Annotated in this window: 21 protein-coding genes and 1 pseudogene; 20 read left to right on the forward strand and 2 right to left on the reverse strand. The window is 38.4% G+C overall.

Annotated elements, in window-relative coordinates; all coding sequences use genetic code 11:
- Positions 1–9: 9 nt before the first annotated feature.
- The 6 genes and pseudogenes from FRX97_RS09620 to FRX97_RS09645 all read left to right on the forward strand — a co-directional run bounded on the left by FRX97_RS09620 (position 10) and on the right by FRX97_RS09645 (position 5,588).
- Positions 10–558 (forward strand): fasciclin domain-containing protein, encoded by a 549-nt coding sequence (locus tag FRX97_RS09620; RefSeq protein ID WP_147014999.1) that lies wholly within the window; start codon positions 10–12, stop codon positions 556–558.
- Positions 559–651: 93 nt separating this feature from the next.
- Positions 652–1,101 (forward strand): DUF4920 domain-containing protein, encoded by a 450-nt coding sequence (locus tag FRX97_RS09625; protein ID WP_147015000.1) that lies wholly within the window; start codon positions 652–654, stop codon positions 1,099–1,101.
- Between the two features lie 132 nt (positions 1,102–1,233).
- Positions 1,234–2,544 (forward strand): LruC domain-containing protein, encoded by a 1,311-nt coding sequence (locus tag FRX97_RS09630; protein ID WP_147015001.1) that lies wholly within the window; start codon positions 1,234–1,236, stop codon positions 2,542–2,544.
- Between the two features lie 395 nt (positions 2,545–2,939).
- Positions 2,940–3,710, forward strand: a complete 771-nt coding sequence (locus tag FRX97_RS09635) for an FkbM family methyltransferase (RefSeq protein ID WP_147015002.1) — start codon at positions 2,940–2,942, stop codon at positions 3,708–3,710.
- Positions 3,711–3,819: 109 nt separating this feature from the next.
- A complete protein-coding gene (locus FRX97_RS09640) occupies positions 3,820–4,353 on the forward strand; it encodes a YdeI/OmpD-associated family protein (protein ID WP_147015003.1) in 534 nt (177 codons plus the stop codon).
- 5 nt (positions 4,354–4,358) lie between these two features.
- Positions 4,359–5,588 (forward strand): annotated as a pseudogene (locus FRX97_RS09645) (TCR/Tet family MFS transporter).
- Here the strand turns inward: FRX97_RS09645 and FRX97_RS09650 are convergent.
- Entirely contained in the window at positions 5,585–6,160 is a 576-nt protein-coding gene (locus FRX97_RS09650; RefSeq protein ID WP_147015004.1) for a hypothetical protein, read from the reverse strand. The pseudogene FRX97_RS09645 and the gene FRX97_RS09650 overlap by 4 nt on opposite strands.
- Before the next feature lie 159 nt (positions 6,161–6,319).
- On the opposite strand from FRX97_RS09650, the gene FRX97_RS09655 reads away from it, so the two are divergent.
- From FRX97_RS09655 to FRX97_RS09700, 10 genes are all read left to right on the forward strand, one after another.
- Positions 6,320–8,488, forward strand: a complete 2,169-nt coding sequence (locus FRX97_RS09655) for an LruC domain-containing protein (protein ID WP_147015005.1) — start codon at positions 6,320–6,322, stop codon at positions 8,486–8,488.
- Between the two features lie 114 nt (positions 8,489–8,602).
- Positions 8,603–11,722: a PAS domain-containing hybrid sensor histidine kinase/response regulator gene (locus tag FRX97_RS09660; RefSeq protein ID WP_147015006.1), complete on the forward strand. Its 3,120-nt coding sequence runs from the start codon at positions 8,603–8,605 to the stop codon at positions 11,720–11,722.
- Positions 11,697–12,080, forward strand: coding sequence for a response regulator transcription factor (locus FRX97_RS09665; protein WP_147015007.1), 384 nt, complete (start codon positions 11,697–11,699; stop codon positions 12,078–12,080). Before FRX97_RS09660 ends, FRX97_RS09665 begins: the two co-directional genes overlap by 26 nt.
- The gene (locus FRX97_RS09670; protein WP_147015008.1) at positions 12,073–13,254 is read left to right on the forward strand and encodes a sugar transferase; all 1,182 of its coding nucleotides are present in this window, start codon (positions 12,073–12,075) and stop codon (positions 13,252–13,254) included. The genes FRX97_RS09665 and FRX97_RS09670 overlap by 8 nt, the downstream gene beginning before the upstream one ends.
- Positions 13,247–14,068, forward strand: a complete 822-nt coding sequence (locus tag FRX97_RS09675) for a TolC family protein (protein ID WP_170227092.1) — start codon at positions 13,247–13,249, stop codon at positions 14,066–14,068. Before FRX97_RS09670 ends, FRX97_RS09675 begins: the two co-directional genes overlap by 8 nt.
- The gene (locus FRX97_RS09680; protein WP_147015010.1) at positions 14,068–16,260 is read left to right on the forward strand and encodes a GumC family protein; all 2,193 of its coding nucleotides are present in this window, start codon (positions 14,068–14,070) and stop codon (positions 16,258–16,260) included. The genes FRX97_RS09675 and FRX97_RS09680 overlap by 1 nt, the downstream gene beginning before the upstream one ends.
- Positions 16,261–16,268: 8 nt before the next feature.
- The gene (locus FRX97_RS09685) at positions 16,269–17,699 is read left to right on the forward strand and encodes an O-antigen ligase family protein (protein WP_147015011.1); all 1,431 of its coding nucleotides are present in this window, start codon (positions 16,269–16,271) and stop codon (positions 17,697–17,699) included.
- Positions 17,677–18,555, forward strand: coding sequence for a glycosyltransferase family 2 protein (locus tag FRX97_RS09690; protein WP_170227093.1), 879 nt, complete (start codon positions 17,677–17,679; stop codon positions 18,553–18,555). Before FRX97_RS09685 ends, FRX97_RS09690 begins: the two co-directional genes overlap by 23 nt.
- The gene (locus FRX97_RS09695) at positions 18,540–19,739 is read left to right on the forward strand and encodes a glycosyltransferase (RefSeq protein ID WP_147015013.1); all 1,200 of its coding nucleotides are present in this window, start codon (positions 18,540–18,542) and stop codon (positions 19,737–19,739) included. Before FRX97_RS09690 ends, FRX97_RS09695 begins: the two co-directional genes overlap by 16 nt.
- Positions 19,711–20,856 (forward strand): glycosyltransferase family 4 protein, encoded by a 1,146-nt coding sequence (locus FRX97_RS09700; RefSeq protein WP_147015014.1) that lies wholly within the window; start codon positions 19,711–19,713, stop codon positions 20,854–20,856. Before FRX97_RS09695 ends, FRX97_RS09700 begins: the two co-directional genes overlap by 29 nt.
- Before the next feature lies 1 nt (position 20,857).
- On the opposite strand, the gene FRX97_RS09705 is transcribed toward FRX97_RS09700, so the two are convergent.
- The gene (locus tag FRX97_RS09705; protein WP_147015015.1) at positions 20,858–21,682 is read right to left on the reverse strand and encodes a class I SAM-dependent methyltransferase; all 825 of its coding nucleotides are present in this window, start codon (positions 21,680–21,682) and stop codon (positions 20,858–20,860) included.
- A gap of 55 nt (positions 21,683–21,737) precedes the next feature.
- Between FRX97_RS09705 and FRX97_RS09710 the strand changes: the two genes are divergently transcribed.
- From FRX97_RS09710 to FRX97_RS12270, 4 genes are read left to right on the forward strand one after another with little or no spacing between them, the layout of a single operon-like run.
- Positions 21,738–22,880 carry a glycosyltransferase gene (locus FRX97_RS09710; protein ID WP_170227094.1) on the forward strand — a complete coding sequence of 381 codons (1,143 nt, stop codon included), beginning with the start codon at positions 21,738–21,740 and terminating at the stop codon, positions 22,878–22,880.
- The gene (locus FRX97_RS09715; RefSeq protein WP_147015017.1) at positions 22,880–24,412 is read left to right on the forward strand and encodes a right-handed parallel beta-helix repeat-containing protein; all 1,533 of its coding nucleotides are present in this window, start codon (positions 22,880–22,882) and stop codon (positions 24,410–24,412) included. The genes FRX97_RS09710 and FRX97_RS09715 overlap by 1 nt, the downstream gene beginning before the upstream one ends.
- Before the next feature lie 29 nt (positions 24,413–24,441).
- Complete coding sequence (locus FRX97_RS09720; RefSeq protein ID WP_170227095.1) at positions 24,442–25,110, forward strand: AlbA family DNA-binding domain-containing protein; 669 nt, start codon at positions 24,442–24,444, stop codon at positions 25,108–25,110.
- Positions 25,111–25,125: 15 nt separating this feature from the next.
- Positions 25,126–25,278 (forward strand): hypothetical protein, encoded by a 153-nt coding sequence (locus tag FRX97_RS12270; RefSeq protein ID WP_170227096.1) that lies wholly within the window; start codon positions 25,126–25,128, stop codon positions 25,276–25,278.
- Positions 25,279–25,288 lie beyond the last annotated feature (10 nt).

The raw sequence follows: 25,288 nt of genomic DNA on the forward strand, positions 1-25,288 counted from the left end.
ATTTTAATCATGAAAAAAGCAATTTTATTATTCGGAATTTTGATCGGTGCAATGGGAACCATCAATGCACAAGACATTACTATCGTAGGTGGTGAGCCAATGTATCCAGCTAAAGATATTGTAAGCAACGCGGTTAACTCTAAGGACCACACTACTTTAGTAGCAGCGGTTAAAGCAGCCGGATTAGTTGAAACGCTTCAATCTGCAGGACCATTTACAGTTTTCGCTCCTACAAACGATGCTTTTGAAAACCTTCCAGAAGGAACGGTAAGCACTTTACTTAAACCAGAGAACAAAGGATTGTTAACTTCTATCCTTACTTACCATGTATTAGCAGGAAACTATACTGCAGAAACTTTAATGAAAGAAATTAAGTTTAGCGGTGGTTCTAAGAAATTTAAGACTGTTGAAGGGTCTAAGATTACTGTTAGCCTAAACGGTAACAACCTAATGATTACTGATGAAAACGGTAACACCAGTAACGTAACTGTAAAGGATGTAATGCAAAGCAATGGTGTAATTCACGTAATTGACGCAGTGATTACTCCTAAAAACTAAAAAAACCTAAATCTTATAAAAAAGTCCTCTTTGAGGGCTTTTTTTTTTGCCCTAACATTTTTGGAAAACTAAATTTGTCCAAAACCAGTCCCGATGAAATATATTATTGCCACTTTAATTAGCCTTTCTTCTGTTTTCGCCTTTGCCCAAAATGGTAAATTTTACGGAAGTGAATTCGACATTGTTGAAGCTACCTCCGTTCATGAAATCCCAGAATTACTGAAGGACAAGGAAACAATAGCAGGTGTTTTTCAAGGAGAAATTGTAAAAACCTGTGCTAAGAAAGGATGTTGGATGACCATTTCACTAAAGGATGGTGAGGACATTAGAGTCACTTTTAAAGATTACGGATTTTTTGTTCCTACCGAAGGAGTTACGGGTAAAAAAGTTTTGTTTACCGGAACGGCACAAAAGAAAGTGATTGATGTGGATACGCAACGTCACTTTGCTGAAGATGCTGGTAAATCTAAAAAGGAGATAAATAAAATTTCTAAAGACAAACTAGAAATTACTTTTGTGGCCTACGGGGTCTACATTATGTAATACACCTCATTATAAAGAATTTAAGGTCCCAATCGGGACCTTTTTTTTTGTCCAAAACATGCCTTTATCACCAATTAACTCAGATTCTCGTTGGATGCTTGGGTTTGGTCGTTTAATGATAGGGGCATTTTTATGACCGCTAGCGATATTTGTACTAAACAATCCACTAATACATTGTATCGACTAATATTATTCACCACAACCCTATTAGTATTTATTTCCTGTACTAAATATACCGACCAGGAAATAGCCTCTCAAGATCCAAATGAATTAAGTATTCCAAGTGACTTTAATTGGACCACGACAACCAATTTAGAAGCCAAGTTAGACTTTGATTTTGCGCTAACTGCTCTGGAGTTGGAGTTGGATTTACTTGATGAAAACGGAAACAGAATTATGTTGTTAACCAAGGAAATTGGAGTTAATTCCATTTCTTTCAATCAAAGAGTCTTGCTGCAGTCTAATAATGCAACGCTGCATATTCCGCAACTCGACGAGTACTATGACATACCCTATGGAAAAAGTAATCATCAGATTTCTTTTCCTGGGGAATTAAGAAACGACTCAGGAAACATAAATAACGACTTCTTCGCCACCAGAAAATCGGGAAAGGATGATGATGACGATGGTGACGATGGTGCTGACGATGATGACGACGACAAGGAAAGGGGGAAAAAGGTAGGTAACCTAAACTTTCCATCATCTGGATTTGCATACAGAGCATTCGAAGATCTTTGGCCTGCGAGAGGTGATTATGACTTTAATGACCTGGTTATAAAATACAACTACACCGCAACGGCAGATAAGAAAAACAACCTTGTAGAAGTAACTTTTAGAATTTCGCTGCCTGCTATTGGCGCTGGTCACCACAATGGTATTGGACTACAGTTATTGAATCTTGAAAACAATCAATATGAGGCTGTAACTGGCGATATTTTCACTTCAGAAAATACAGACATAACCATAGATAATGCACATCCACATATTGCCATTATCAGCGAAAATGTTTTTAAAACCATTCCTTCCTATTACACCAATGTTGGGGACGGGGCGGATGCTACACCACACAGTTTTGAAGTAACCATATACTTTGATAAGAAGGATAAAATTAAAATTCAAAACCTAGTTTTTGACCTGTTCTTATTCCGTACTAATCTAAGAGGATTGGAAATACATTTACCTGGTTTACCTCCAACGTCTGCTGCTGATAACAATCTATTTGGGACGGTAGACGATCTCTCAATATCGAATGGTTATTACAGAAGCGTTGATAATTCACCTTGGGGGATAGAGCTTACCGACGACCAAAATTGGAAACACCCTTTATCTAGAGTGAAAATTTGGGATGCTTACCCCGAATTCACTTCTTGGATTGGATCTGGAGGGAATCAATTCACCGATTGGAATAAAAATCCGGTTAACAGCCTCGTATATCCGTACTAGACTCTGTTAATTTTGAAAATTAAGGAATCAGCTTAATAAATGACAACAACCCATCAGGATTAAAACCTTGGTCATACTTTTTTGAAATAGAAATTACGCACTTGTGGGAGTAAAGTTCTCAACAGTGAAAATTTCAAGTGAATTTCAAGCGCTAATTAATTTAGAATTAGGTCAAACCATATATTTTACAAGGACCTTAGGAGAATTTATTCAAAATTTCCCTAGGGTCTTTTTCTTTTCTAGGGGACATATGTTTTTTTCGGAATTTAACTTTTCAACAATTGAAATTCCATTTTCACCCAAGTTAGGTGTTCCATAAATCCTATTTTAGCCACCTGACAATCCTGAAAAACCCCTTGCTTTCCAACTACAATTAATAACCAAGAATTCATGCCATGATAAGTCAATTAGGAAAGCTAAACTATCTCACAGAGCTGGTTGGAATGAAATCATTTCAAGTTGCGAAATATGCTTGGAATTACTTTTTAAATAAACAATTGCCCGACCAAGATCTCATCATAGAAAACCCAGTTATGGGAAAGGTTTTTTGCCGGGCCGAAACAACCGACTTAATGTATGCCTTTTACTCCTATGAGAAAAAGGTTAAGGATTTAATTAAAAAACACGCCTCGGAGGCGGATATATTTATTGATGTAGGTGCTTGTATAGGAGAATTCAGTGTTTGGGCCGCCCAATTAGGACTAGATTGCTTCGCCTTTGAACCCTCCACTGAAAATTTTTGCATTCTAGAGAAAAACATAGAACTGAACGATTTTACATCAAAAATAAAGCCCTTCAATTTTGCCTTAGGAGCAGAGGATGCGGAAACAGATATAAGAATACACCCCACCAACAAAGGGTACTCTGGTAAATACGTTGCCCATAAGCAAGGCCACTTTGAAACCATACAGATTAAGCCGCTTGACAATTTAGTTGAGCAGCTAGAAATCCCAACAGACTGCAAGTGCATCATAAAGATAGATGCGGAAGGTATGGAACCCGATGTTATAGATGGGGCCAGGCAGTTTTTAAATGCAACCAATGGTGGAGTAATCATTTTTGAGGCACACAATGCTCACAGTTCACCAACGGCAGAGTTAATTAAAAGCATAACCGAAGCGGATGCTTTTATTGTTGACGAATTAAACATGGCCGTTTGTTATTAACTAATTCGAAAAACTGCTAGCTTTTAAATTCCTTCCTGAGTAAAAAATCGAATAAAATTTTTGGCGTAGGTAAATCTTTTACTCAAATTTTCGATTTTCGGCTCGAGTTATGAGTAGTCCAACCACCGCGTATAAGTTTTTTGCAAGAATTGAATCCATGCCCAGTAAAGTCTTTAATCGGCACTTGCTGGTTCCAGAAGAAATAGCGGAAACATTACTATCTGAGCATGATCGATTTATATGCCGCATAAATGCCCTTGAATTTCCGTGTGCCATTCTAAAAAATAAAGGGCTATTTCAAGTTTTAATGAACAAGGAGAATTGCGACCAACTTGCAGCGAGTATTGGCGATGAATTAGAGATTGAAATAAGGCCCGACACCAGTAAGTATGGAATGCCCCTTCCCGAAGAACTAGAGTACTTCCTTGAAGAAGACCCAGAATTCGAAAATTTCTTCGAAAAATTATCGCCAGGAAAGCAGCGTAACCTCATTTACTTAGTAAATAAGCCCAAGAACAAACAATCGCGCTTAAATAAGGCGTTAGCAATAGTTTCTCACCTTAAAGAATTTAAAGGAGCAATAGATTTTAAAGCTTTAAACGAGACCATAAAGTTCTATAACAATAAGCAATCACTTAAATAATTTCCATAGTGGAAAAGCCCAAAAACGCCGCTCTCCTCTTCATTTTTATCACCCTGCTTATCGATGTTATTGGTATAGGGATAATTATACCTGTAATTCCAAGTCTTATAATGGAGTTAACGGGAGCAGGAATAAGCCATGCTTCAGAAATCGGTGGATGGTTGTTATTTAGTTATGCCATCTTTCAATTTTTATTTGCTCCTATTATAGGTGGTCTTAGTGATCAATTTGGTAGGAAACCCGTATTGATTTTATCCCTCGTAGGTTTCGCCATTGACTATGTATTTATGGCCTATGCCCCCACCCTATTTTGGTTGTTTGTTGGACGGGTAGTCGCTGGAATTTTTGGCGCATCGTTTACCACCTGTAGCGCATTTATAGCCGATGTTTCCACCCCCGAAAAATGAGCCCAAAACTTCGGTTTAATCGGAGCAGCTTTTGGTTTGGGTTTTATAATTGGACCAGTTATGGGTGGATTATTAGGTGAATATGGCCCAAGAGTTCCCTTCATTGCTGCAGCTATTTTAACTGGGATAAATGTTCTTTATGGAATCATTGTACTTCCAGAAAGCCTACCAAAAGAGAAAAGAAGAAAATTCGACATAAAAAGAGCCAACCCTGTGGGAAACCTAAAACAACTTAAAAGGTATCCCGTCCTTGCTGGATTAGTTTTTGCCATGTTCTTTGTGTACATCGCATCTCACGCAGTTCAAAGTACTTGGTCCTTTTTTACCATGTATCAATTTGAATGGAGTGAATCAATGATTGGATATAGCTTGGGCTTTGTGGGAATTCTTTCTGCCCTAGTGCAAGGACTACTAATTAGATGGTTAATTCCCAAAATTGGTCAAAACAATGCCATCTATTCGGGTCTATTTCTTTACACCATTGGTCTCATTCTGTTTTCTCTTGCACAAGAAGGCTGGATGATGTTTGTTTTTCTCATACCCTATTGCTTGGGTGGAATATGTGGTCCGGCATTACAGGGAATTATGTCGAGCCAAGTGCCCGACAATGAACAGGGCGAACTACAAGGCGCCTTAACAAGTGTAATGAGTATTACGGCAATTATTGGTCCACCTATGATGACTTGGATATTTGCCACATTCACAAACCCAGACAATTCAGCTCCAATTTTTGGAGGTGCGCCCATGCTCGCTGGGGCTATATTTTGTTTGTTGGGTTTAATCTTGTCAAGGAGAACCTTAAGAAAGGTCGTTGAAGTGAAAAACTAATTTTCAGGTATTCCAACATATTCAAGTTGCACCAATTCTCCGGAGCCGGCTATACCTGAAAACTTAAATTTAAAAGTTCCATCCTCCTTTTCAAGAATTAAGGCTCCTTCTTCTATCATCCAAAACTCCTGGGAAGATATACTCCCATCCCGGTTAATATCGTATTCCACCGCGAGAGTGCAAAAAATTAGTTGCTCTGAATTTTCGACCTGGCAAGTTGTATTACTTGGATTTTGATAAGTAGTATCCACCAACGGTGTCCCAGACGGTACGTATAAAACCATTTCAGCTTTTACACCAAATGGATCGCTTACCAACTCCCCTCCGGCATTAGATGCTTGTGAAAAAAATTGAATTGTATGTTTATCATGGAGAAAAGATTGGGTCGAATCCAAACTGATATTCTCATCGTAATTCACTTTACGAAAGGAAAAATTTAGATCACCCTGAACGATACCTAAACTAATTTTTCCAGCTGGGCGACTTGCGGTGTTCAACCCATCGTCCTTTGAGCATTGAGCGACAAAAATTGAACATATAGCGAAAATGATTGTTGTTCTACAAAAATTCATAGGATATTTAGACTTAAAGACACAGGTATTGTGTTACCACATCACGCTACCTGCACAGAATTCCAACCAAAATAGAAAAAGTTAAGTTATTGAAGCACATAGACTAGCAGTCATTATATGTAAATAATTTATCTACTTTTGCCAACCAACCAACCGATCATGCAGAACAGCAAGACCATTATAGTTTCACTATTCAGTCTATTATGCATTGCATTGTCATGCAAAAAATATACGGTCCCAGTGGACTCCAATCGTTCTACTAATTTTGTAGATGAGATTAGAGCTAGCGATGATTTCAGCTGGGCTACATCGAAAAGTCTCAATCCACAAATAACATTTGAAGGGGATTTTGCGACACAATTTCTGGTTCTTGAAATTTTAGACAAAAACTACAATAGAATTCAGAAATTTTTCAAACCTAGTACAGTAAGTAGCCTTCGTTTGGATAAGCAGATTAGCGCAAGAACTGACAGTGCCTACCTGTTTTGCAACAAAGCAAATATTTTCCTTCCATTTAGTACCGACAACGAAAACATAGTTGTAAGAAATAGTACCGAATTAAGCCGACCATTACCTCAACCCAATGCATCAGAATCTACCTCATCGAGAAAATCATCTTGTAACCCAAGTAATTGCGACCGCATAATCAACTCAAGTAGTGGGGATATTATTGTAGGAAAAAGAGAGGACATATGTATCAACTCTAGCTTTTCTGGTAGCATAAAATTTACCGACCAAGGATCGGTTACCATATGTGCTAATGTTGCCTTAACTAACTTAACGGTTAATGGGAGTAAGGGTGCTATAATCATCATAAACGATGGCGGTAGACTTTCTGCAAGCAATCTTAACATTAACGAAAAGACTAAGATTATCAACCACGGTATTGTGGAGTTGGCAGCCAACCTTAATTTGTCCGCAGAAGTTGAGAACTATGGGAGTTGGACCAATTCCGGCTCTTTAAACCTAAATAGCTCTGGTGAAATTCAGAATTTCGCGAATGCCAGTATGAGTTTTTCTGGAGGAGGTAATGTAATCGGCAATCTTAGTAATGCGGGTAGACTAATCTTTTCGGGGAACGTTAATCTCAATAATTCAGGGAAAATTGAGAACTTTTGTTCCTTGGAAATTGCTGGCAACCTTATATCGAATGGTGAGCTTTATAACAGCAGCTATATAGACATTACCGGCAATTGTATTTACAATAGCGGTTCCCTTATTAATTTTGAAGACAAGGCCATCACTCACAATGGCTCCCTTACCATCAACGGTGGAAAATTCGATATGGGTTCTGGAACAGGAGTTGGAGTATTCGTTGTTGCAAACAACACAACCATTAATTCTGGAATTGATATTTACAAAGGGTTTTTAGACATCTGCGATAACAACGGAATTGAAACCAATAACGCAAGCACTGCGGATAAAGCCCAAATTAAAGAGTGTGCAACAACTGTATTGAAAGATGCCTGTGTTTTAAAAGGAATTGAATCTAGTACAGACCCAGATGGGGATGACGATGATGACGGGGTTAGCAATGGGAATGATGACAAAAAAGGAGATAAAGACGTTGCAGCAATCTTCAACTATCCATCAACTGGCTATGCTTATCGCGCATACGAGGATCTTTGGCCATCGAGAGGAGATTACGATTTCAATGACCTTGTTTTAAAATATAAGGTGGAATTTGAAGCCAACTCCAAAAACGAAATTACTGGTGCAAATTTTGAAATTACCATAAACGCTATCGGCGCTGGGCATCTTAACGGAATTGGTATTCAGTTCCTTGAAAAAACCGGAGACTCCTACACCCGCTACGCTGGGTCTATATATGAAAATCTTCAAGGAGCTTCTATTGATGGTAGTGATCCATCCGTGGCCTTAATTACCAGCAACATTTTCGAATATTTAGGGTCGGAAGTTTATAAGAATGACGGACAAGGACCCGATGGAGACCCTGTAACAATAAACGTTGAAATAGATTTTACCAAAGGTGCCAAAATAGATGCTTCTTCAGTAATCCCGGATATTTTTATGTTCCGATTTGAGAATAGAGGATTAGAGGTGCATTTACCAGGAATTCCTCCTACCAATGCAGCGACCTCCTCATTGTTTAACACCAAGGAGGACCAATCTGAAATAAAGGGATGGTATAGAACAAAGGATAATTTCCCATGGGGAATGGAAATTCATGGAGTTGATGGATTTTTACATCCTAGATCTAGGGTTGCCATTAACGCAGCATATCCTGAATTCACCAATTGGGTAAATTCTGATGGCACGCAAAATACCGATTGGTATCTAAACCCTGTAATTGGTTTGGTTTATTAATCGTATCATAGCTGACATCCATTATCAGCCGAAAATGTTTAACTCCCTCCACACAAATTCAAATTGTCGAAAAATGAAGGCTATCTCTTCTGATATTCGCTAAAATTCCCTCCGATGAATAGCCTTTCACTACTAAACAGTTTAAATTCTGTGGAAGCTACTGCTTTCATGAAGTTAAGCTTGGTTTCCTCGGATGTATATATGATCCTATCCAAAAAGGGAACCATTCTATACGGGAACAAGGGATTCAAAAAACATTTAGGTTACAGTAAAGCGGAGTTTTTAAATAAGAATATTGGAGAATTCTTATCCCCCCAAGATCTTAACGAAAGTGAAAAAGATCTACACCAAGAACTTAAAGAACGCAAATACATAAACGATTGGCGCGCCAGAGTTATCTCCAATACTCAGGAATTAATCTGGTTTTCTTTTACCGCGGTCTGTATAGAAGACAACTGGTTTGTAACGGCCAAAGACATCAATGAGCTCATATACTTCGATCATGAACTCATTAAGGAAAGAGAAAGATTTAAATTTTTTACCGACTCCTCTTTCGAAGGAATTGCCTTGGAAATTGATGGTAAAATTGTGGACTGCAACAAGATGTACACCAAGATCTTCGATGCAGAAGTTTCGGATATTATAAACAAGGAATCCAATCAATTTCTTATTCTAGACCCAAATGAAGACTGGGATTCCTTATTTAATAATCCCTCCGTTACCACCTATGAGGTAGAAGCCAAAACCAAGCACGGTAAAAGAATCTTTATTGAGGTAAATAGAAAATCTGCTTTTCATAAGGGAGCTAGAGGCAAACTTGTGGCGGTAAGAGATATTACCCAAAGAAAAAGTCTAGAGTCTGAGCTCCACCAGCAAAACAATCTGCATAACTCAATTCTAAATTCTAAACACATATTATTTGGAGTACTAGATGCTGAGGGAAAGATTATTGAGCTAAGTAAGGGTTTAAGCGAGTTATTAGAGGTAGAAAACCATAATGCATTAGGTAAATACCTGCATCAAGTTCTCGGTACGGAAATTCCGGAACAAATAGATCCAGAGAGTAATTTACAGCTCATTGATGGAGAAAGGATATTCTTCCTGAAGGAGGATGCACACAAATTTGATTGCGAAATAAGGGTAACCAACCCAGACCGAAAGAATATATATCTAAAGCTAACTCTGGCTCACCTGGGTGGAAAAGCCGCAGGACAATTGGTTGTAATCCGTGATGTTACGGAGCAAAAGGAAAGTATTGTAAAACTGCAACAAACCCAGGAGGAACTTCGAAATACCATCAAATCGGCTAAACTGGCCGCATGGTCTTACGATTTTGAAAAGTGGACCCTTAAGTTAACGCCAGAAAGTAAAAATATCCTCGATCTAGAACAGCTAGAAATGCCCTTCGATGTATTTCTTAATAAAATTCACCCCGAAGACATCGATCACACCGCACAAGAAATGACCAAAGCTCTTGAGGGTAAGGAGTTTAGTTGTGACACAAGGATAGTTTTAGATGGTAAAACCAATTACATTCACCTTCAGGGGTTTGCCAGTAAAAGGGAAGTTAACGCAACCAACAAACCTATAATTAAGGGGATCTTTCAGGATATTACCGAGAGAAAATTACAGGAAATAGAACTACAAGAAGCCAAACAGCAAGCAGAGCAGCATACCCGTGCTAAAAACCTCTTTTTGGCTAATATGAGCCACGAAATCAGAACCCCGCTGAACTCTATCCTTGGTTTTTCCCAAATACTTGAGCAAAAGATTGAGAATCCGGAGGCACAAAAACTTCTCGGTTCAATAAAAACCAGTGGAGACACACTTCTTAAACTCATTAATGATATTTTAGATCTGTCCAAGATCGAAAGCAGTAAAATAGATCTGCACTTGGAGGAATTTTCAATTGAAAAACTGATAGAATACCAAAACAGTTTATTCAAAAACATTGCATTAGAGAAAAACATCTACTTCAACATTGAAAATGAATTAAATCCTTCCGAGGTATTTAAAGGTGATTTCTACAGGATTAATCAAGTACTAATGAACTTGATTAATAACGCCATTAAATTCACCCCAAATGGTGGCGTAACCCTTCAAATTGCCAGCCAGCCAACAGAAGGTAATCTTGCCCGACTTAAATTTAAAATCGTAGATACCGGTATTGGGATAGATCCAAAATCTCAAAAACAGATTTTCAAAACATTTGAGCAAGCAAACTCCGAGATAACTAAAAATTTTGGTGGAACCGGGCTGGGATTAGCTATTGTTCAAGGTCTTGTAGATCTCATGAATGGGGAAATAAGCTTAGAATCTGAAAAAGGAAAAGGGTCAACCTTTTTTGTAGACATCCAAGTTGAAGCTATCGGTTCAAAAATACAGAAGGAGAAAAAGATTCTCGAACAGGCGCTTAACCATATTCCCCCAGGAATAAGAATACTACTTGCCGAGGATAACACCACCAACCAGCTTTTGATGCAAGAGGTATTTGCTCAATTAAACGTTGACTATCAAATTGCCAATGATGGTATCGAGGCACTTGAAATTCTTAAAAAGAATCCAAAATTCGATCTGGGTATATTTGACATACAAATGCCTAGGCTGGATGGTACAAGCGCTATCAAATTAATAAGATCACAACCAGAACTCTATCCACAATTCCCTATCATAGCACTTACTGCAGACGCTACAACGCAGGAAAAACAAGCGGCTTTTAGTAATGGTTTTAACGGGTTCTTACCCAAACCATTTATCATAGGTGATTTGGTTAAATGCATTAATCAAATTCTAACCAGTCCCAACAATAAACTCCCTAAAAAAGAAAGTGAAAAACCTAATAAAGAACTAATAGCATTGAACTGGAGTTGGAACCTAGACATGACCTACATCGAGCAGGTAACCCAAGGAAATACGGAAGCCATTGTTAAAATACTTGGACGTTGCTGCGACGGTCTACCGGAAAAAATAGATCAAATGGAAAAGGCTCTTGTAAAAAAGGATGTGAAAGACATTGTGGATGCTGCACATGCCATAAAGGGGCAAATAAGTTTATTTATATCAAAAGGAGACCAAGATAGGGTAGCAGATTGTTATCAGAAAATACGGTCATTTGAACAACTTAATGATGAAAATGCCATCATAATTGATACTTTGGCTTCCGAATTAAAACATTTAAATAATCTACTCAGAGCGCAGCTGGTGAATTATGAAGAAAAAATTAGTCATAGTTGATGACGAACCCTCAATCTCCATGATAATCGAACTCAATTTGAGTAATGATTACAGCATAGAGTCTTTTCTGGAAAAAAGTCAATTCATTGAGTACGCTAATCAAAACGCAATTGATGCGCTTGTTTTGGATCTAAATTTAAATGGGGAAAGTGGTAAAACACTTATTCCATTAATTCGAAATGGTGAGTTCGAAAAAGTGAACCCCTTAATTCCTATAGTAGTGTTATCTGGAGAAGACAGTACGGAGGAGAAAATCAACTGCCTGGAAGATGGGGCAGATGATTACCTAGTAAAGCCATTTAACCCACTGGAATTAAAGGCCAGAATGAAAAGAATTTTTTCCAGAATGCATGGTTGATACCCCTAGAAATATTCTGTTGATAGGCTTTAAGGAGCCCAACCTATCTCATCTAAGAGAGTGGATTGGACCTGGTCATCAAGTGAAAAATCTAGAGAGTATTTACAGCCTTATGCACGTGGATTTAGGGCTGGTTGAATTAATATTTATAAACCTGGAAAGGATTCCAGAATCCTACGAGAAAATCATTACTTCCCTTGCCTTATCCAAACCAAAAACTAAATTGGTTGGCGTACATCGCGGCAAATTTCTAAGGGTTGAAAAAGCGAAAAAATATGGGTTTTCTGCTGTTTTTCGTTTCGACAAGCTAGTTCAAAAAGACTTTTCGGATGCCGAAGAAGAACTTCTAAATCTTCACTTAAGCGATGATAGGCGTAAGCAACTTGCCAGTATTCGTAAATCCTTTTATTCTTACAAAATACCAAGGGGAAAACGCATTTTTGATGTGTGCTTTGCAGCCGGTTTAATACTGGTACTCTCCCCTATCCTATTATTGTTAATTGTAGCCATCTATATTGAATCTGGCAAACCCATTTTTTACTCTTCGAAAAGAGTGGGTTCCTCCTATCAAGTATTCGATTTTTGGAAGTTTAGGAGTATGTACCCCGATGCGGACAAAAGGCTAAAACAATTACAACAACAAAACAACCAATACAAACAAGAAGATACCGACATAAATGATTTAGTGGGAGTGCAATGCCAGCAGTGTTTGCAGGATTCTGCGGCTTGTCAGCGTACGGTTTTTACTGATAAAGGTCGTGTTTGTGAAAAATTATATCGCGAATTTAAACAGACTGAAGGGGTAAATAATACGTTTGTCAAAATCAAAAATGACCCTAGAATCACAAAAATTGGTAGGTTTATACGTAAAACCAGTTTAGACGAGTTACCTCAGTTATACAATGTTTTAATTGGTGATATGTCTGTTGTGGGAAATCGGCCCCTTCCACTTTACGAAGCGGAAAAGTTAACAACCGATTTTTTAGCCATACGATTTATGGCCCCAGCAGGTATCACAGGATTATGGCAGATTACAAAAAGGGGGAAACCGAATATGTCCTATGAAGAAAGAGTTGAGCTCGATAATAGATATGCATTGGAATATAACTTTTGGATGGATCTCAAAATCTTGTTCAAAACCCTACCTGCTGCAATCCAGAAGGAAAATGTATAAGTTCCCCATCCTGATGGCAATACTTATGTTGCCATCCCTCCTCAACGCCCAAGATCAACCGGGTATTAAAATCGAAAAACAAAGCACGCTTACGGAAGAGCAAAGAAAAATGTTAGCCGACAGCCTTATGGTTGACAAAATGGTGACAACAAGAACTCCTCTTCTAATAGATGAGCCTCTTGAAGAACAACTTTTGCCAAAGGATTCTTTAATTGAAATTGCCATAAGGAACAATCCTGATATTGATGTTCAACAAAAGAGAGCAGAAATAGAATGGGCCAATGTAAAGCACGAAAAAGTGCAATGGACCAGAAACATCTATGGGACTGGATTCTATTTTCAAGGATCACAAAATGCTTTAGTTACCTCAACTTTCGATGCGAACGCAACCTCTAGCCTATCAAACGGAGCCAGATATGGGCTTACCGTTCAATTACCCTTGTACGATGTAGTTGGAAGAAAGAGAAAGATTAAGATGGCCAAACTCGCGCACGAGGCTGAACAACTAAAAATGGATCAAACCCAACGTTCAGTAAGGCAGGAAGTACTGATAGGTTACAACCAATTAATTTCGGCACAAAAACTATTCTTTATTGCAACCGAGGGCCTGCAAAACTCAAATATGAATTTGGAAAACGCCCGGAACCAATTTGAGTCTGGATTAATTACCATTAACGAGTTCTCAAGAATACTAGAGATTCAATATCGAATGCGAGTAGACTACGAGAATGCTAGAGCCCAGTTTTATCAATCCTATTACCAATTTGAAATTATAATGGGAACCGAATTAGTGAACTTAGTAAATAGACGTTAATGAATATTTTCAGCTGGATTCGATTATTTATTAGGCAGTGGAAATACACCATTCTTATGCCGCTAATTGCCGCGGTGCTTACTGTTTATTTTACACGCGACATCGAGCGCACTTATAAAACCAATACGCTTATTTACACAGCTGTTGGTTCTGGTTACGACGTATTATCCGACCCTATGTCCAAAGTAGACCGCTTTGGAACCATGCTAAATTTCGACAACTTAATTGCATCTATCAACTCGAGAACCTGTTTAGAAAATACTGCTCTAAACCTATTAGCATGGAGGTTAACCACCGGAGAATCCTATAATACAAGAGCATGGAATCAAGAGGAACAACTGTTGGTTAAAAGCCTTAGTGAAGACATCTTAAAAAAAGCCCGTGAATTCTCTCAGGAAGAAATGGCGGACTATTTATTAAACGCCTATCAAAATAATTTAGACCCCCAACTAGTTAAGTTTGTGGAGTCGGTACCCAGTAATTACAACATAGACAAAATCCGTTCTACCCTTAAGGTTAAGCAAAAGATGAGTTCGGATATGTTGGAGCTCATTTTCGAATCGAATATTCCCGTTGTAGCCAAAAAAACACTCGACTATCTCGTTATTTCCTTCAGAAACACCTACCTAGGAATTAAAAATGCAGAAGCTCAAAGTGTGGTAGATTACTATGAGCAGGAACTAAATAAGGTTAGCAATAGATTAAAACTTTCGGAGGAACGACTTAAAAACTACAAGTCTCAGAACAAAATCATCGATTTTAATGAGCAAACCAAAAGCATAGCCAACGAAAAAGAAGAGGCACAAGCGGAGTTATATAATCAACAAAGTCAAAAGGAGGCAGCACTAAGAGCCTTACAAAAAATTGAATCGAGAATTAACAATCAGCAACCCTTATATCTATTCAATAAAAAGCTGACGCCAATTTCAGAACAACTCTCCAGTTTAGACGCAAAAATCGCCTCACTAGAAATGATTGGCGACACATCCAATACTCGTTATCGAAGTTTAAAGAAAGAATACCGCGACCTTAAATCTAAATCCAAAGAACAACTTAAAACCTTCAATTCTGGAGTAGGCTCTGGAATGACTCCGCCAGAATTAATGAACACTTGGTTGGAAACCACCCTTGAACTTAACAGAGCGGAAGCCAAAATCAAAGTTATCCAGAACAGAATTAAGAGTTTTGAAAAAACCTTTGAAGACTTTGGTCCAAAGGGTACTGTTATTAAACAATTGGAAAGGGATGCAGAACTTGCTGAAAAAGAATACGCAGCAGTTCTACAATCCTATCAAACAGCAGTATTAAAGTTAAAAGACACCCAATTAACCAATGCACTTAGCATTGTAGATCCCCCATTTGTACCGCAAAATGCACAACCATCTCCAAGAATGAAGCTGGTTATTCTTGCGGCCCTTGTAACCTTCATCCTTTTTGGGTCTATACTAATTATAGTAACCTACCTAGATAACTCTATTAAGAGCATTGATAGAATTAAGCAGTTTACCAACAACGAGGTAATTGCCGCTGTTCCACACTATAATTACGATACCAACGAAATAGACTGGGAAGAATTAAAATCCAATCAAAAGCTGAATATTGGAAACTCCATCCTCGCTTATTTTGCTCAGCACCCTGTATCCTCTACCAAAACAAAATTCATTGGTATTACAAGTAATCATGAATCTGAAGGGAAACACTTTGTTGCTGAAATGCTTTGCGATGAATTAGATCGCTTAATGTTTAATTACAAATGTTATTCCCCCAAGCCGGGTAAAAAGTTCGTTCAATACAACAAAGACTTACTTTTTAATTTCCTCACCTTTTCATCGGAACAAACTGCAAGTTTAAACAGAGTTAGAAAAAAGCTTGCGGAGAAATTGCAGCTATCTGGAACGGAGGATTTTGTAATATTTATTTTCCCCGCTTTTGTATCCAGCGAAATTCCACTTCCCCTTTTAAATGATTTGGATATCCAGTTAAAAGTAGTGGATGCCACGAGGGAATGGACAAAAAGTGACGATTACCTTCACAACCTTAACTCTGCGCCAGGCGACAGACAAGGAATGCAGATTATCCTTAATAATATGAACCCTTGGGAGGTTGAGGAGATTTATGGCGAAATCCCAAGAAAACGTTCCTGGATTAGACGTACGACCAAAAAATTGTTTGGGAAACTCATTAAGAAGTAAAATCATAAATGTCGGCAACCGACTCTACATTTAAGCGCTTGGTTTTAATGCTCGGAGCATTAATCCTTGCCCTTATTGTATCTCTTTGTATAACCAAGTTTGGTGTAACTCCAGCCGTAGCATTAATGGCCATTCCTATTGGCCTTATTTATGTTTATTGGGTAGTACAAAAACCCATGATTGGTGTTTATTCTACTCTAATAATTGCCTTCTTTTGCTTAGGCCTTGCTCGCTACAAGGACGGAACTTGGGGATTACTAATAGACGGAACCGTCGCACTGACATTAGTAGCGACTTTACTGAACACCAGAATAGACAAGTCTTTATCAAAACTTTCCAATGTTGGCTTTGCTACTACCGCAATATGGTTTATTGCCACCTTCTTAGAACTATTTAACCCAATTGCACCAACCATGGCTGCATGGTTTTATGCAGTTAGAGGGGTGTCTCTTTACGCAATATTATTTCTTCCTGCCTGTCTGTGGTTACTTCAAGACGAAAAGAACATAAAGGGGATAATTGCAGCATGGTTAATTTTAGCAACCCTCGGAGCATTATGGGGTATCAAGCAAAAATATATTGGATTAGATTGGGCCGAAACCGCTTGGATTAATGGACCCAATGGTAAAACCCACATGCTTAGGGGTAAACTGCGGGTTTTCTCTTTCTTTTCAGACTCCGGCCAATATTCTGCCGTAATGTGTCATGCTTCATTGGTAGCTTTTATTTTATTTACCGGTCCTTTTTCTAAGCAGAAAAAAGCAATTTTCCTTGCTATCGCTTTAGTAACCTTTTATGGATTAGTAATCAGTGGAACCAGGGGTGCTTTTGCAGTGGCAGCCGGAGGTGGATTATTGTATTTATTAATCATTAGAAACTTTAGACTATTTGCCGCCGGGTTAAGTGGCATGATATTATTCTTTTGCTTTCTAAAGTTTACTTCTATTGGTTCTGGTATATACGACATTCAGCGAATGCGAACCGCCTTGGACCCTAATAACCCTTCGCTTCAAGTAAGAATTGAAAATCAAAAACTGTTAGCCGCATACTTAGTAGACAAACCCTTTGGAAAAGGAATAGGATCTGGAGGTTCTTGGGCGAAACGATTTGCTCCCAACTCATTTCTAGCAGATGTTCCCCTAGACTCGTGGTACGTTAAAATTTGGGTTGAAACAGGTGTCGTTGGCCTTGCGCTACATATATTCCTAATCCTAGTGGTAACCTTTTATGGGGCCCGGCGAGTCTACCTTATGGACCCCTCCCCTTACCGAACCATTTTAAATGCCATGGTATCAGGATATTTCGGGATAGCTGTGGCCAGTTATGGTAATCAAATCTACGGCCAAGCACCTACTGGAATTATCATTATTATTAGCATCGCAATATTATCAACTGACATCACTAAAAATAAAGAGATTGCTATCCGTAATAATCATTAATTACAACACCTGGGATTTAACCCTAAAATTGGCACAGTCGATATTAGATCGGAATGAAATTTCTGATACGGAGGTAATTATAGTGGATAATTTATCTGACGAAAAGATGCCGGACAGCATCCAAGATTCTGAATGTCTAAAAATTGTTTTCAGCAAAACGAATTCAGGATTCGCAGGTGGAATTAATCAGGGAGCCGCAATTGCTAAACATCCCCATATCTGTGTCCTCAATAGTGATGTTAGCCTTAAGGATGATGAGCCATTTTTTGGACCACTTCTTAAGACTTTGAGGGATGGAAAGGTTGCACTAGTCTCTCCAAAAATTATTTACACCAACGACTTAAAAATTCAATTTGCTGGTTTCACTCCTATTAATCCATACACTGGAAGAGGTTTCGCTATTGGCTATAATGAAATTGACCGAGGACAGTATAATATAGCCCGCAAAATGCCCAGAGCTCACGGTGCGGCTATGATGTTTAAAAAATCTGTTTGGGAGGAAACCAATGGTATAGCTGAAAAGTATTTTCTCTATTACGAGGAAATGGATTTTTCGGCCAAACTATTAAAGGCTGGATACGAAATTTGGTATCAACCGAAGAGCACGGCCTACCATATAGGCTCCTTTACCATGGATAACAACGAAACCCCAAAAACCTTTTACTTAAACAGAAATAGAATATGGTATTTGAGAAATAACACTTCCACTACCCACTTATTAATTTCTATACCCTACCTTTTCGTAACGGGTATGATTAGAGGATTTTTAGCACTTTTAAATGGTCGAATTAAAAAAGCCGACTATATTTTTACGGGTACTTTTAAAGGAATTTTCTCAAAATGGAGCTCTTACTAATAATAGCCACTTCCATAACAACGCTGATATTGATTTGGTGCCTTGCTTGCAGTTTGTATCTATTGCTCCTCAGTCTCGGAAATTCCTACCCCAGAAGAAAAAAAGTATTTAAAAAGGCCGATAAACCGATTAAAAAAATTCATTTCCTGATTCCTGCGTATAAAAACGATGCTGTACTTATAAAGTCGGTAGAAAAGAATTTTAACATTCTATCCAAACTTACCCTTGATTGGGAATATGTGGTTCTTGGGGATCAGTTAGAAAATGAGACCAAATCTCAGCTGAAATCCCTTGGGGTAGTACTCTTTGATGTACAACTAGAAAACCCAACCAAATCGAGAGCAATAAATCAATGGTTAGAAAAAACAGAGCTTGAGCAGGGAAGCTTTATCTTTTTGCTGGATGTAGACAATCACTTAGTAGAACAAAACCTCCATGATTTTTTACTAAGTGTTGACAGGGAAGGTGCAGATTGGTACCAGTTTATGCGAACTGCTGCAAATCAAAATAGTGACATCGCAAGCTTAGACGCCTGGAGCGAAATGGTGAATAACAAATGGTTTAGAACAGGAGCGCAAAAGCTAGGTATTCGCCCCGCTTTAATTGGATCGGGAATGCTTGCCCCAGCAGATTCATTTGAAAACATACATGCTAAAATAGACGTTACTGGAGGATTTGATAAGTGGGTGGAGCACTATCTTATTAAGCAACGAATTCCGTTGGTATACTTACCTGAGCTGCAAGTTTTAGATCAAAAAACGTCCAATATAGATGCTTTGCAAAAGCAAAGAACCAGATGGGTTTCCGCCCAATTTGAAACGGCTAAAAGCCTTTTCGCAGAACTTTTAAAAGCACTCATTAGTCTACGGATTACTGACTTCCTTAAATACGCACAGCTGTATCTTATCCCTAGAGTTCTTCATATATTTTTAAGTGTCGCGCTACTATTCAGCTTCTTTTTAAATGAAAATTTAGGTCTACTAGCACTGGTTAATCTCACCGCCCTGCTATTAGCTATTTTCTGGGTTACTCCTATTAGTTGGTTTCCAAAAATTGCAATGGCGGTGGTTAAAAATGGCTCGAGGATAATATGGAACTACCTTTCGATGGGTAAAGATTTTAAAAAGGCAAAGGAAAAATTCTTAGTTACCGACCATGGAAACAGTGAAGACAATAGCAATTGAAGCACAACGTGTAACCCGTGCCAAGAAACATGGCATGGATTTCGTTGCGCTTAACTACATTAATGCTTTGGGTAAAAACTACCCCAATCATAAGTTTATTGTTTTCACTAAAAAGGGTGACGATGACAAAATCATACCCCATTTACCTAACCTCAGAATTATCTACATTCCCAATTTACCGTATCCAATTTGGGAACAAATAGCTCTACCCTACTACTGTAAAAAATTTAAGGTTGATGTGCTGCACTGCACCTCCAATACCGCGCCAATTTTCCTAAAAAGCAAGCTGGTACTTACCCTACACGATATCATCTTTATGGAATCAAACCCCTTAAAGGATGGTAGTTTATATCAGAGATTCGGTAATCTATACCGCAGGTGGATAGTACCCAACCTCGTAAAGAAAGCTAAAAGCATTATTACGGTAAGTAATTACGAAAAGGAGAATATTAAACGCCGTTGGCCAAAACACGAGGATAAAATAGAAACTGTTTACAACGCTGTTAACGATCATTTTTGGTCTTTTCCTTCAAATGAGGAGATTAACAAGGCCAAGGAGCTATACCAATTACCCGACCGGTATTTTGTATTTCTGGGGAATACAGACCCTAAAAAAAATGTAAGTAACCTTTTCAAGGCTTTCTACAATTTATGGAAAGACTTTGGAGACAAAACACCCAAGCTAGTAGTACCCGACTATCCTGCGTCTTGGTTAAATGAGTGGTTTCTAGAAAATGGAGCGGACCAAAATTTTAAAGACTTCATTTTTTGTTCCTCCTACATCCACAATAAAGATTTACAATGCATTTTAACCAATGCCATTGCTTTTTTATATCCGTCAAAAAGGGAGAGCTTCGGCATCCCCATTTTGGAGGGATTCCTTTCTAAAGTTCCAGTAATTACAAGCGGTGTAGCAGCCATGCCCGAAGTGGCTGGAGATGCCGCAATTCTTGTTGACCCTCTTAAACCAGAGGATATCAAAAAAGCTTTAATACAAGTTTTAAATCAAAGCTCAGAAGAACGGGAAACGATTGTTGAGCAAGGCTATTTGAGAGCCCACCAATTTAACTGGGACAGCAGCGCCAAACAACTTATGGCGATTTACAAACGAGTTTAAATTATTTTTTCCAAGCGGTATTCCAACCACTTGCCTTTTCGTTTGGAAGTTGATCTGCCCGAAGACAGTCTTTAGCTTTCTTTTCCATGTTGGATTTATGCCATAAGGATTGTGGAAAAGCCTTTTCCACATAATTAGCATTACCAAATTCAATAAGCTTTAACGCTCCTCCTTGTTTCACAACCTCTATTAATTCATCCTTTCTAAAGAATTGAATATGTGTAAGATCTGGGTTAGAACTTTGAGCCGTAGCTCCCCTGTAACCCATTAGCCTTTTTACCATAGCTATAATCCTTCCAAAACCTAATTTGTATAGTTTCTGAACGGGTTTTGTAACAGTAACCTCCCTTGGACCGAACCCATTTGGAGTGGTAACAATCAATTTTCCTGTCTTTGAAAGGAATGGAAATAAATGTTTCACCATTTCCGTTGGCTGCTCCAAGTGTTCTAAAACTTCGGAGCAAACAATAAGATCAAAATGTTCAGGTGAAAAAAACTTACCCAACTCAGCAACATCCAATACCTTAAAATTGGCCAACTCTCCGTAATGTTCATTAGCCGTAGCAATACTTTGCGCATCGATATCAATTCCAGTCACTTCGCACCCCAAACGCGCTAAACCAATACTAATATGACCATTACCGCAGCCTACGTCGAGAACCTTGGGTACTGAAAGGTTTAGCTCCTTAACGTGATCTGCAATGAAAAGGAAGCGTTTTATATCCTCTGGCTCGTTATAATCCGTTAGAATTTGGATACGCGGGTCTAGCAAATCTTCTACTGATTTAGCCCTTGAAATTTCGCCAATACTTATAAAATCCGTCATGGTTTTAATTTGAGGGTATATGTTGCTTTATTTGCAACAAATAAAATATTTCATCTTGGATTGGTTCCTGATTTTATCATTTTCTATCATTTTATTTGGGTATGGATTGTACGCCCTTCCTCTTCCAAGGAGAAAAAAACTCTCTGATACCATCCCTAGGGAATGGCCAGCAGTGTCTTTTATCATCCCGGCCTATAACGAACAAGATTTTCTCCAAGACAAAATAAATAACACCCTTTCTTGTGATTATCCAACTGATAAATTAGAGATTATTATTGCTGCTGATGGTAGCAATGATGATAGCGAAACAATAGTAGGTGGTTTTAAAGTTCGCTACGAGAATAACGGAAGTAGAAAAGGTAAAGGTGCTGCCATGAATAGAGCTGCACAATACGCTAGTCACGATATTTTAATTTTTTCCGATGCAAACGCCATGCTCAATAAAGGGGCTATCAAAGAAATTGTGTTACCTCTTCTTTCCGATGAGTACGCCATGAGCAGCGGCGAGAAAAAAGTGATTAAAAAGTCTGAAGCCGAAAACGCCTCAGCAGGTGAAGGACTGTACTGGAAATATGAATCCTACTTAAAGAAGAGGGATGATGAATTCCACACCCTGGTGGCGGCAGTTGGGGAACTTTTTGCCATCAAAAAAGAAAATTTCACCACCATTCCCGAAAATGTTCTTCTAGACGATTTTTTCGAAGCCGCAAGCGTTCTGTTACAAGGAAAAAAAATAAGTTACGTACCAAAAGCTCTAGCAACCGAGTTTGGCTCCCTTAATTTTAAGGAAGAAATAAAACGAAAAATAAGAATTGCGGCAGGTGGATACCAGAGTATGGCTATGTTTAAAGACTTATTCAACCCAATTCGAGACTGGAAAGTGTGCTATCTTTTTATTGCCCACCGTGTATTGAGATGGACTATTATCCCCCTTCTTTATTTCCTCCTCCCTTGTTACATCATTTATCAAGCTGTTGTAAGCCCTAATCTTGTTTATATCACTTTAGCTGTTGCCTCTGTTGCTTATTTCATCGCATCACTTTTTGGATTATTTATCAATATCGCTAATCGAAAAGCTCCTTTTTTCTTGAATATTCCCTTTTATATTTCGTTAATGAATTACTGCGCGTTGCACGGAGCTTTTCGTTATATAAATGGAATACAGAGTGGCGCCTGGGAAAAAGTGAAAAGATCATAGTGAAGAACCTATTATTTTACCTATTTACACTTAGCACCTTTTACACCCTACAAGCGGAAACATATTTGCTTCCAAATGGGGAACAAATTCTTGACGGAAAGGATAATTATAATTTCATCCTTCCCGGGGACAGCATTATATTACAGGGTAGTGCAAGCTTTTTAATTATCAGAAACTTTGCGGGCACCAAAGAGGCTCCCATTGTATTTACCAACCAAAAGGGATCTGTATTTAACATTGCCAGTGAAATTGGTTTTGGAGTAAGCATTCAAAATTCTAAACACGTTATCCTAAGCGGGCAAAAGGTTGGAGAATTGCATGGCATCAAAGTAGCGGTTCCGAATGGTTCGGGAATTGGGGTTGGATACCTCTCCGAAGAGTGGGAATTGAATGGTATTGAAGTTGGTCCAACCAAATCTCCAGGCATTCTTGCCAAAACTGACCCCAATTGCGACTTTAATTCCACACGAGAAAAGTTTGTTCAATCTGGTGGTAAAATTCTCAATTGCTTTATTCACGACACAGGTACCGAGGGCATTTATTTTGGAAGCACTGCGTATAATGGACTTAAGGTTAACTGCAACGGAAAGGACACCACATTGATGCCTCATTTTATTTTAAACGGTGAGATTGCGTACAATACAGTTGTCAATTCAGGTTGGGATGGAATACAAATGTCATCAACCCTCAATGGAAAAGTACACCATAACACCGTTTTATCCGATAGTAGATCAAACCAATCATTTCAGAAAAACGGGATTATAACGGGCCGTGGATTTAGTGGAGAAGTGTACTCCAATATAGTCCTAAATGGAGAGGGTAATGGGATTTTCTCTATGGGAAGAGATTCTCTCTTTTACGAAAACAACATCATTTTTAACCCAGGATATTCGAGTAGAAATGGAGGGCAATTTGGCATCTATGTGAGTATAGATCATGGCGAAGCGAAATACCTTCAGGTCAATAACAATTTAATCGCTAACCCTAGGTTTCAGGCTTTTCATTGCATCCTAGGCAGCGATTTATCAGATGCTATCTTCGTAAATAATATTATCAGTTACAACGACTCATTACATGGCAAAAAAATAGAGGATATTATTTCCACCCCTCGAGCACCTTTAACCCTCAATGCAACCAATCATATTACTGAGGAGAACAACCTATATAACTATTACTACTTAAACGACAGCTTGGATCAAAGGCAAAATGGGTTTACAGTAAACCAAGGGACTCCACTTTCCTTGCACAACCCCTTGGATTATTACGACAGAAATAGAATTGATATTAGCGGGAAAATTGATATTGGACCCTTTGAGTACCATCCCACTACATCCATAATTAAAAAAGGTGAAATAGACCGTCAATGCATTTCGGCATTGATCCAAGAATTAAAAAAGGGTAGCGCCCAGCTTCTCATTTACCATATAGATGGAAAAAATTATACAGGCTATCCCGTGGAAGAACTGAAAAAAGGAATTTATATACTTACCAATATAGAAACCGGTTGTTCTGCGGTAATAAACAATCGCTAAAGTTTCGGGTTGAACAAAAAAAAGGACAGGTGTCATTAGCCACTCTAATTGCTCAAGGAGAGCACGATCAGCAAGACTTTAAACTAAGAATTGACGATTCTAAAAAAATAGCCATTACCCTTAGTGCCTTTGCCAATACCAAAGGGGGCAGATTGCTTATTGGGGTAAAAGACAACGGTAAAGTGGCAGGCTTAAAATCCATTGACGAAGAGTATCATATGATAAAGGCTGCCGCTGAAATGTATTGTAAACCGACGTTAGATTTTAGTGCCGAAACTTCGCTGGAAACAGGAAAACAGGTTTTAATCATAACCATAGCAGAAAGTGAAACCAAACCAGTTCTGGCAAAGAACCCAGAGTTAAAATGGCGCGCATACGAAAGAGTTCATGATGAAAATTTCATGTTAAATTCTGTGGTGGTAAAAGCGCTGGGAATGAAAAGGTCCACCGCAAAACCACTAAATCTAGAACCCAGGTTTATCCGCTTTCTAAAGGAAATCGAAAACCGAGAATCGTTTTCATTCAGCTTTTTAAAGCGTGGACTCAAAATAAGTAATCGAGAAACGGAATTCATGTTGGCCACACTAATCCACTGGCAGGTAATTAATTACAATGTGGGACCAAAGGGAATTGATTACTCCATTAATCGAACTCAGAGAACTAATCATCTATTATCAGAGAGTGCTGTGCGAAACTAAACCTAAGTTAGTTTCATGAAAAAGCCAGTTAATAAATTTGAACAGTTGGTTTTGGAAAGCCATACCCTCTCCAAGATAACAGACATGATGATGGAAGTAATTTACCCTGAATACAAGGATAAGCAGGTCACTCTAGTCCTTTGTAGAGCATCGAATAAAAAAATTTGAGATTTTTTTT

Origin of the sequence: Luteibaculum oceani, from assembly GCF_007995015.1 — a bacterium.
In the GTDB taxonomy this organism is placed as follows: Bacteria; Bacteroidota; Bacteroidia; order Flavobacteriales_D; family Luteibaculaceae; genus Luteibaculum; species Luteibaculum oceani.

Excerpts from the sequence above, each read along its gene's own strand:
- FRX97_RS09670 (WP_147015008.1), top strand. The coding sequence starts at position 12,073 with ATGGTTGATACCCCTAGAAATATTCTGTTGATAGGCTTTAAGGAGCCC.
- FRX97_RS09700 (WP_147015014.1), top strand. The coding sequence starts at position 19,711 with ATGGAAACAGTGAAGACAATAGCAATTGAAGCACAACGTGTAACCCGT.
- FRX97_RS09665 (WP_147015007.1), top strand. The coding sequence starts at position 11,697 with ATGAAGAAAAAATTAGTCATAGTTGATGACGAACCCTCAATCTCCATG.
- FRX97_RS09620 (WP_147014999.1), top strand. The coding sequence starts at position 10 with ATGAAAAAAGCAATTTTATTATTCGGAATTTTGATCGGTGCAATGGGA.
- FRX97_RS09635 (WP_147015002.1), top strand. The coding sequence starts at position 2,940 with ATGATAAGTCAATTAGGAAAGCTAAACTATCTCACAGAGCTGGTTGGA.
- FRX97_RS09655 (WP_147015005.1), top strand. The coding sequence starts at position 6,320 with ATGCAGAACAGCAAGACCATTATAGTTTCACTATTCAGTCTATTATGC.
- FRX97_RS09650 (WP_147015004.1), bottom strand. The coding sequence starts at position 6,160 with ATGAATTTTTGTAGAACAACAATCATTTTCGCTATATGTTCAATTTTT.
- FRX97_RS12270 (WP_170227096.1), top strand. The coding sequence starts at position 25,126 with ATGAAAAAGCCAGTTAATAAATTTGAACAGTTGGTTTTGGAAAGCCAT.
- FRX97_RS09625 (WP_147015000.1), top strand. The coding sequence starts at position 652 with ATGAAATATATTATTGCCACTTTAATTAGCCTTTCTTCTGTTTTCGCC.
- FRX97_RS09660 (WP_147015006.1), top strand. The coding sequence starts at position 8,603 with ATGAATAGCCTTTCACTACTAAACAGTTTAAATTCTGTGGAAGCTACT.
- FRX97_RS09680 (WP_147015010.1), top strand. The coding sequence starts at position 14,068 with ATGAATATTTTCAGCTGGATTCGATTATTTATTAGGCAGTGGAAATAC.
- FRX97_RS09695 (WP_147015013.1), top strand. The coding sequence starts at position 18,540 with ATGGAGCTCTTACTAATAATAGCCACTTCCATAACAACGCTGATATTG.
- FRX97_RS09630 (WP_147015001.1), top strand. The coding sequence starts at position 1,234 with ATGACCGCTAGCGATATTTGTACTAAACAATCCACTAATACATTGTAT.
- FRX97_RS09640 (WP_147015003.1), top strand. The coding sequence starts at position 3,820 with ATGAGTAGTCCAACCACCGCGTATAAGTTTTTTGCAAGAATTGAATCC.
- FRX97_RS09675 (WP_170227092.1), top strand. The coding sequence starts at position 13,247 with ATGTATAAGTTCCCCATCCTGATGGCAATACTTATGTTGCCATCCCTC.
- FRX97_RS09705 (WP_147015015.1), bottom strand. The coding sequence starts at position 21,682 with ATGACGGATTTTATAAGTATTGGCGAAATTTCAAGGGCTAAATCAGTA.
- FRX97_RS09685 (WP_147015011.1), top strand. The coding sequence starts at position 16,269 with ATGTCGGCAACCGACTCTACATTTAAGCGCTTGGTTTTAATGCTCGGA.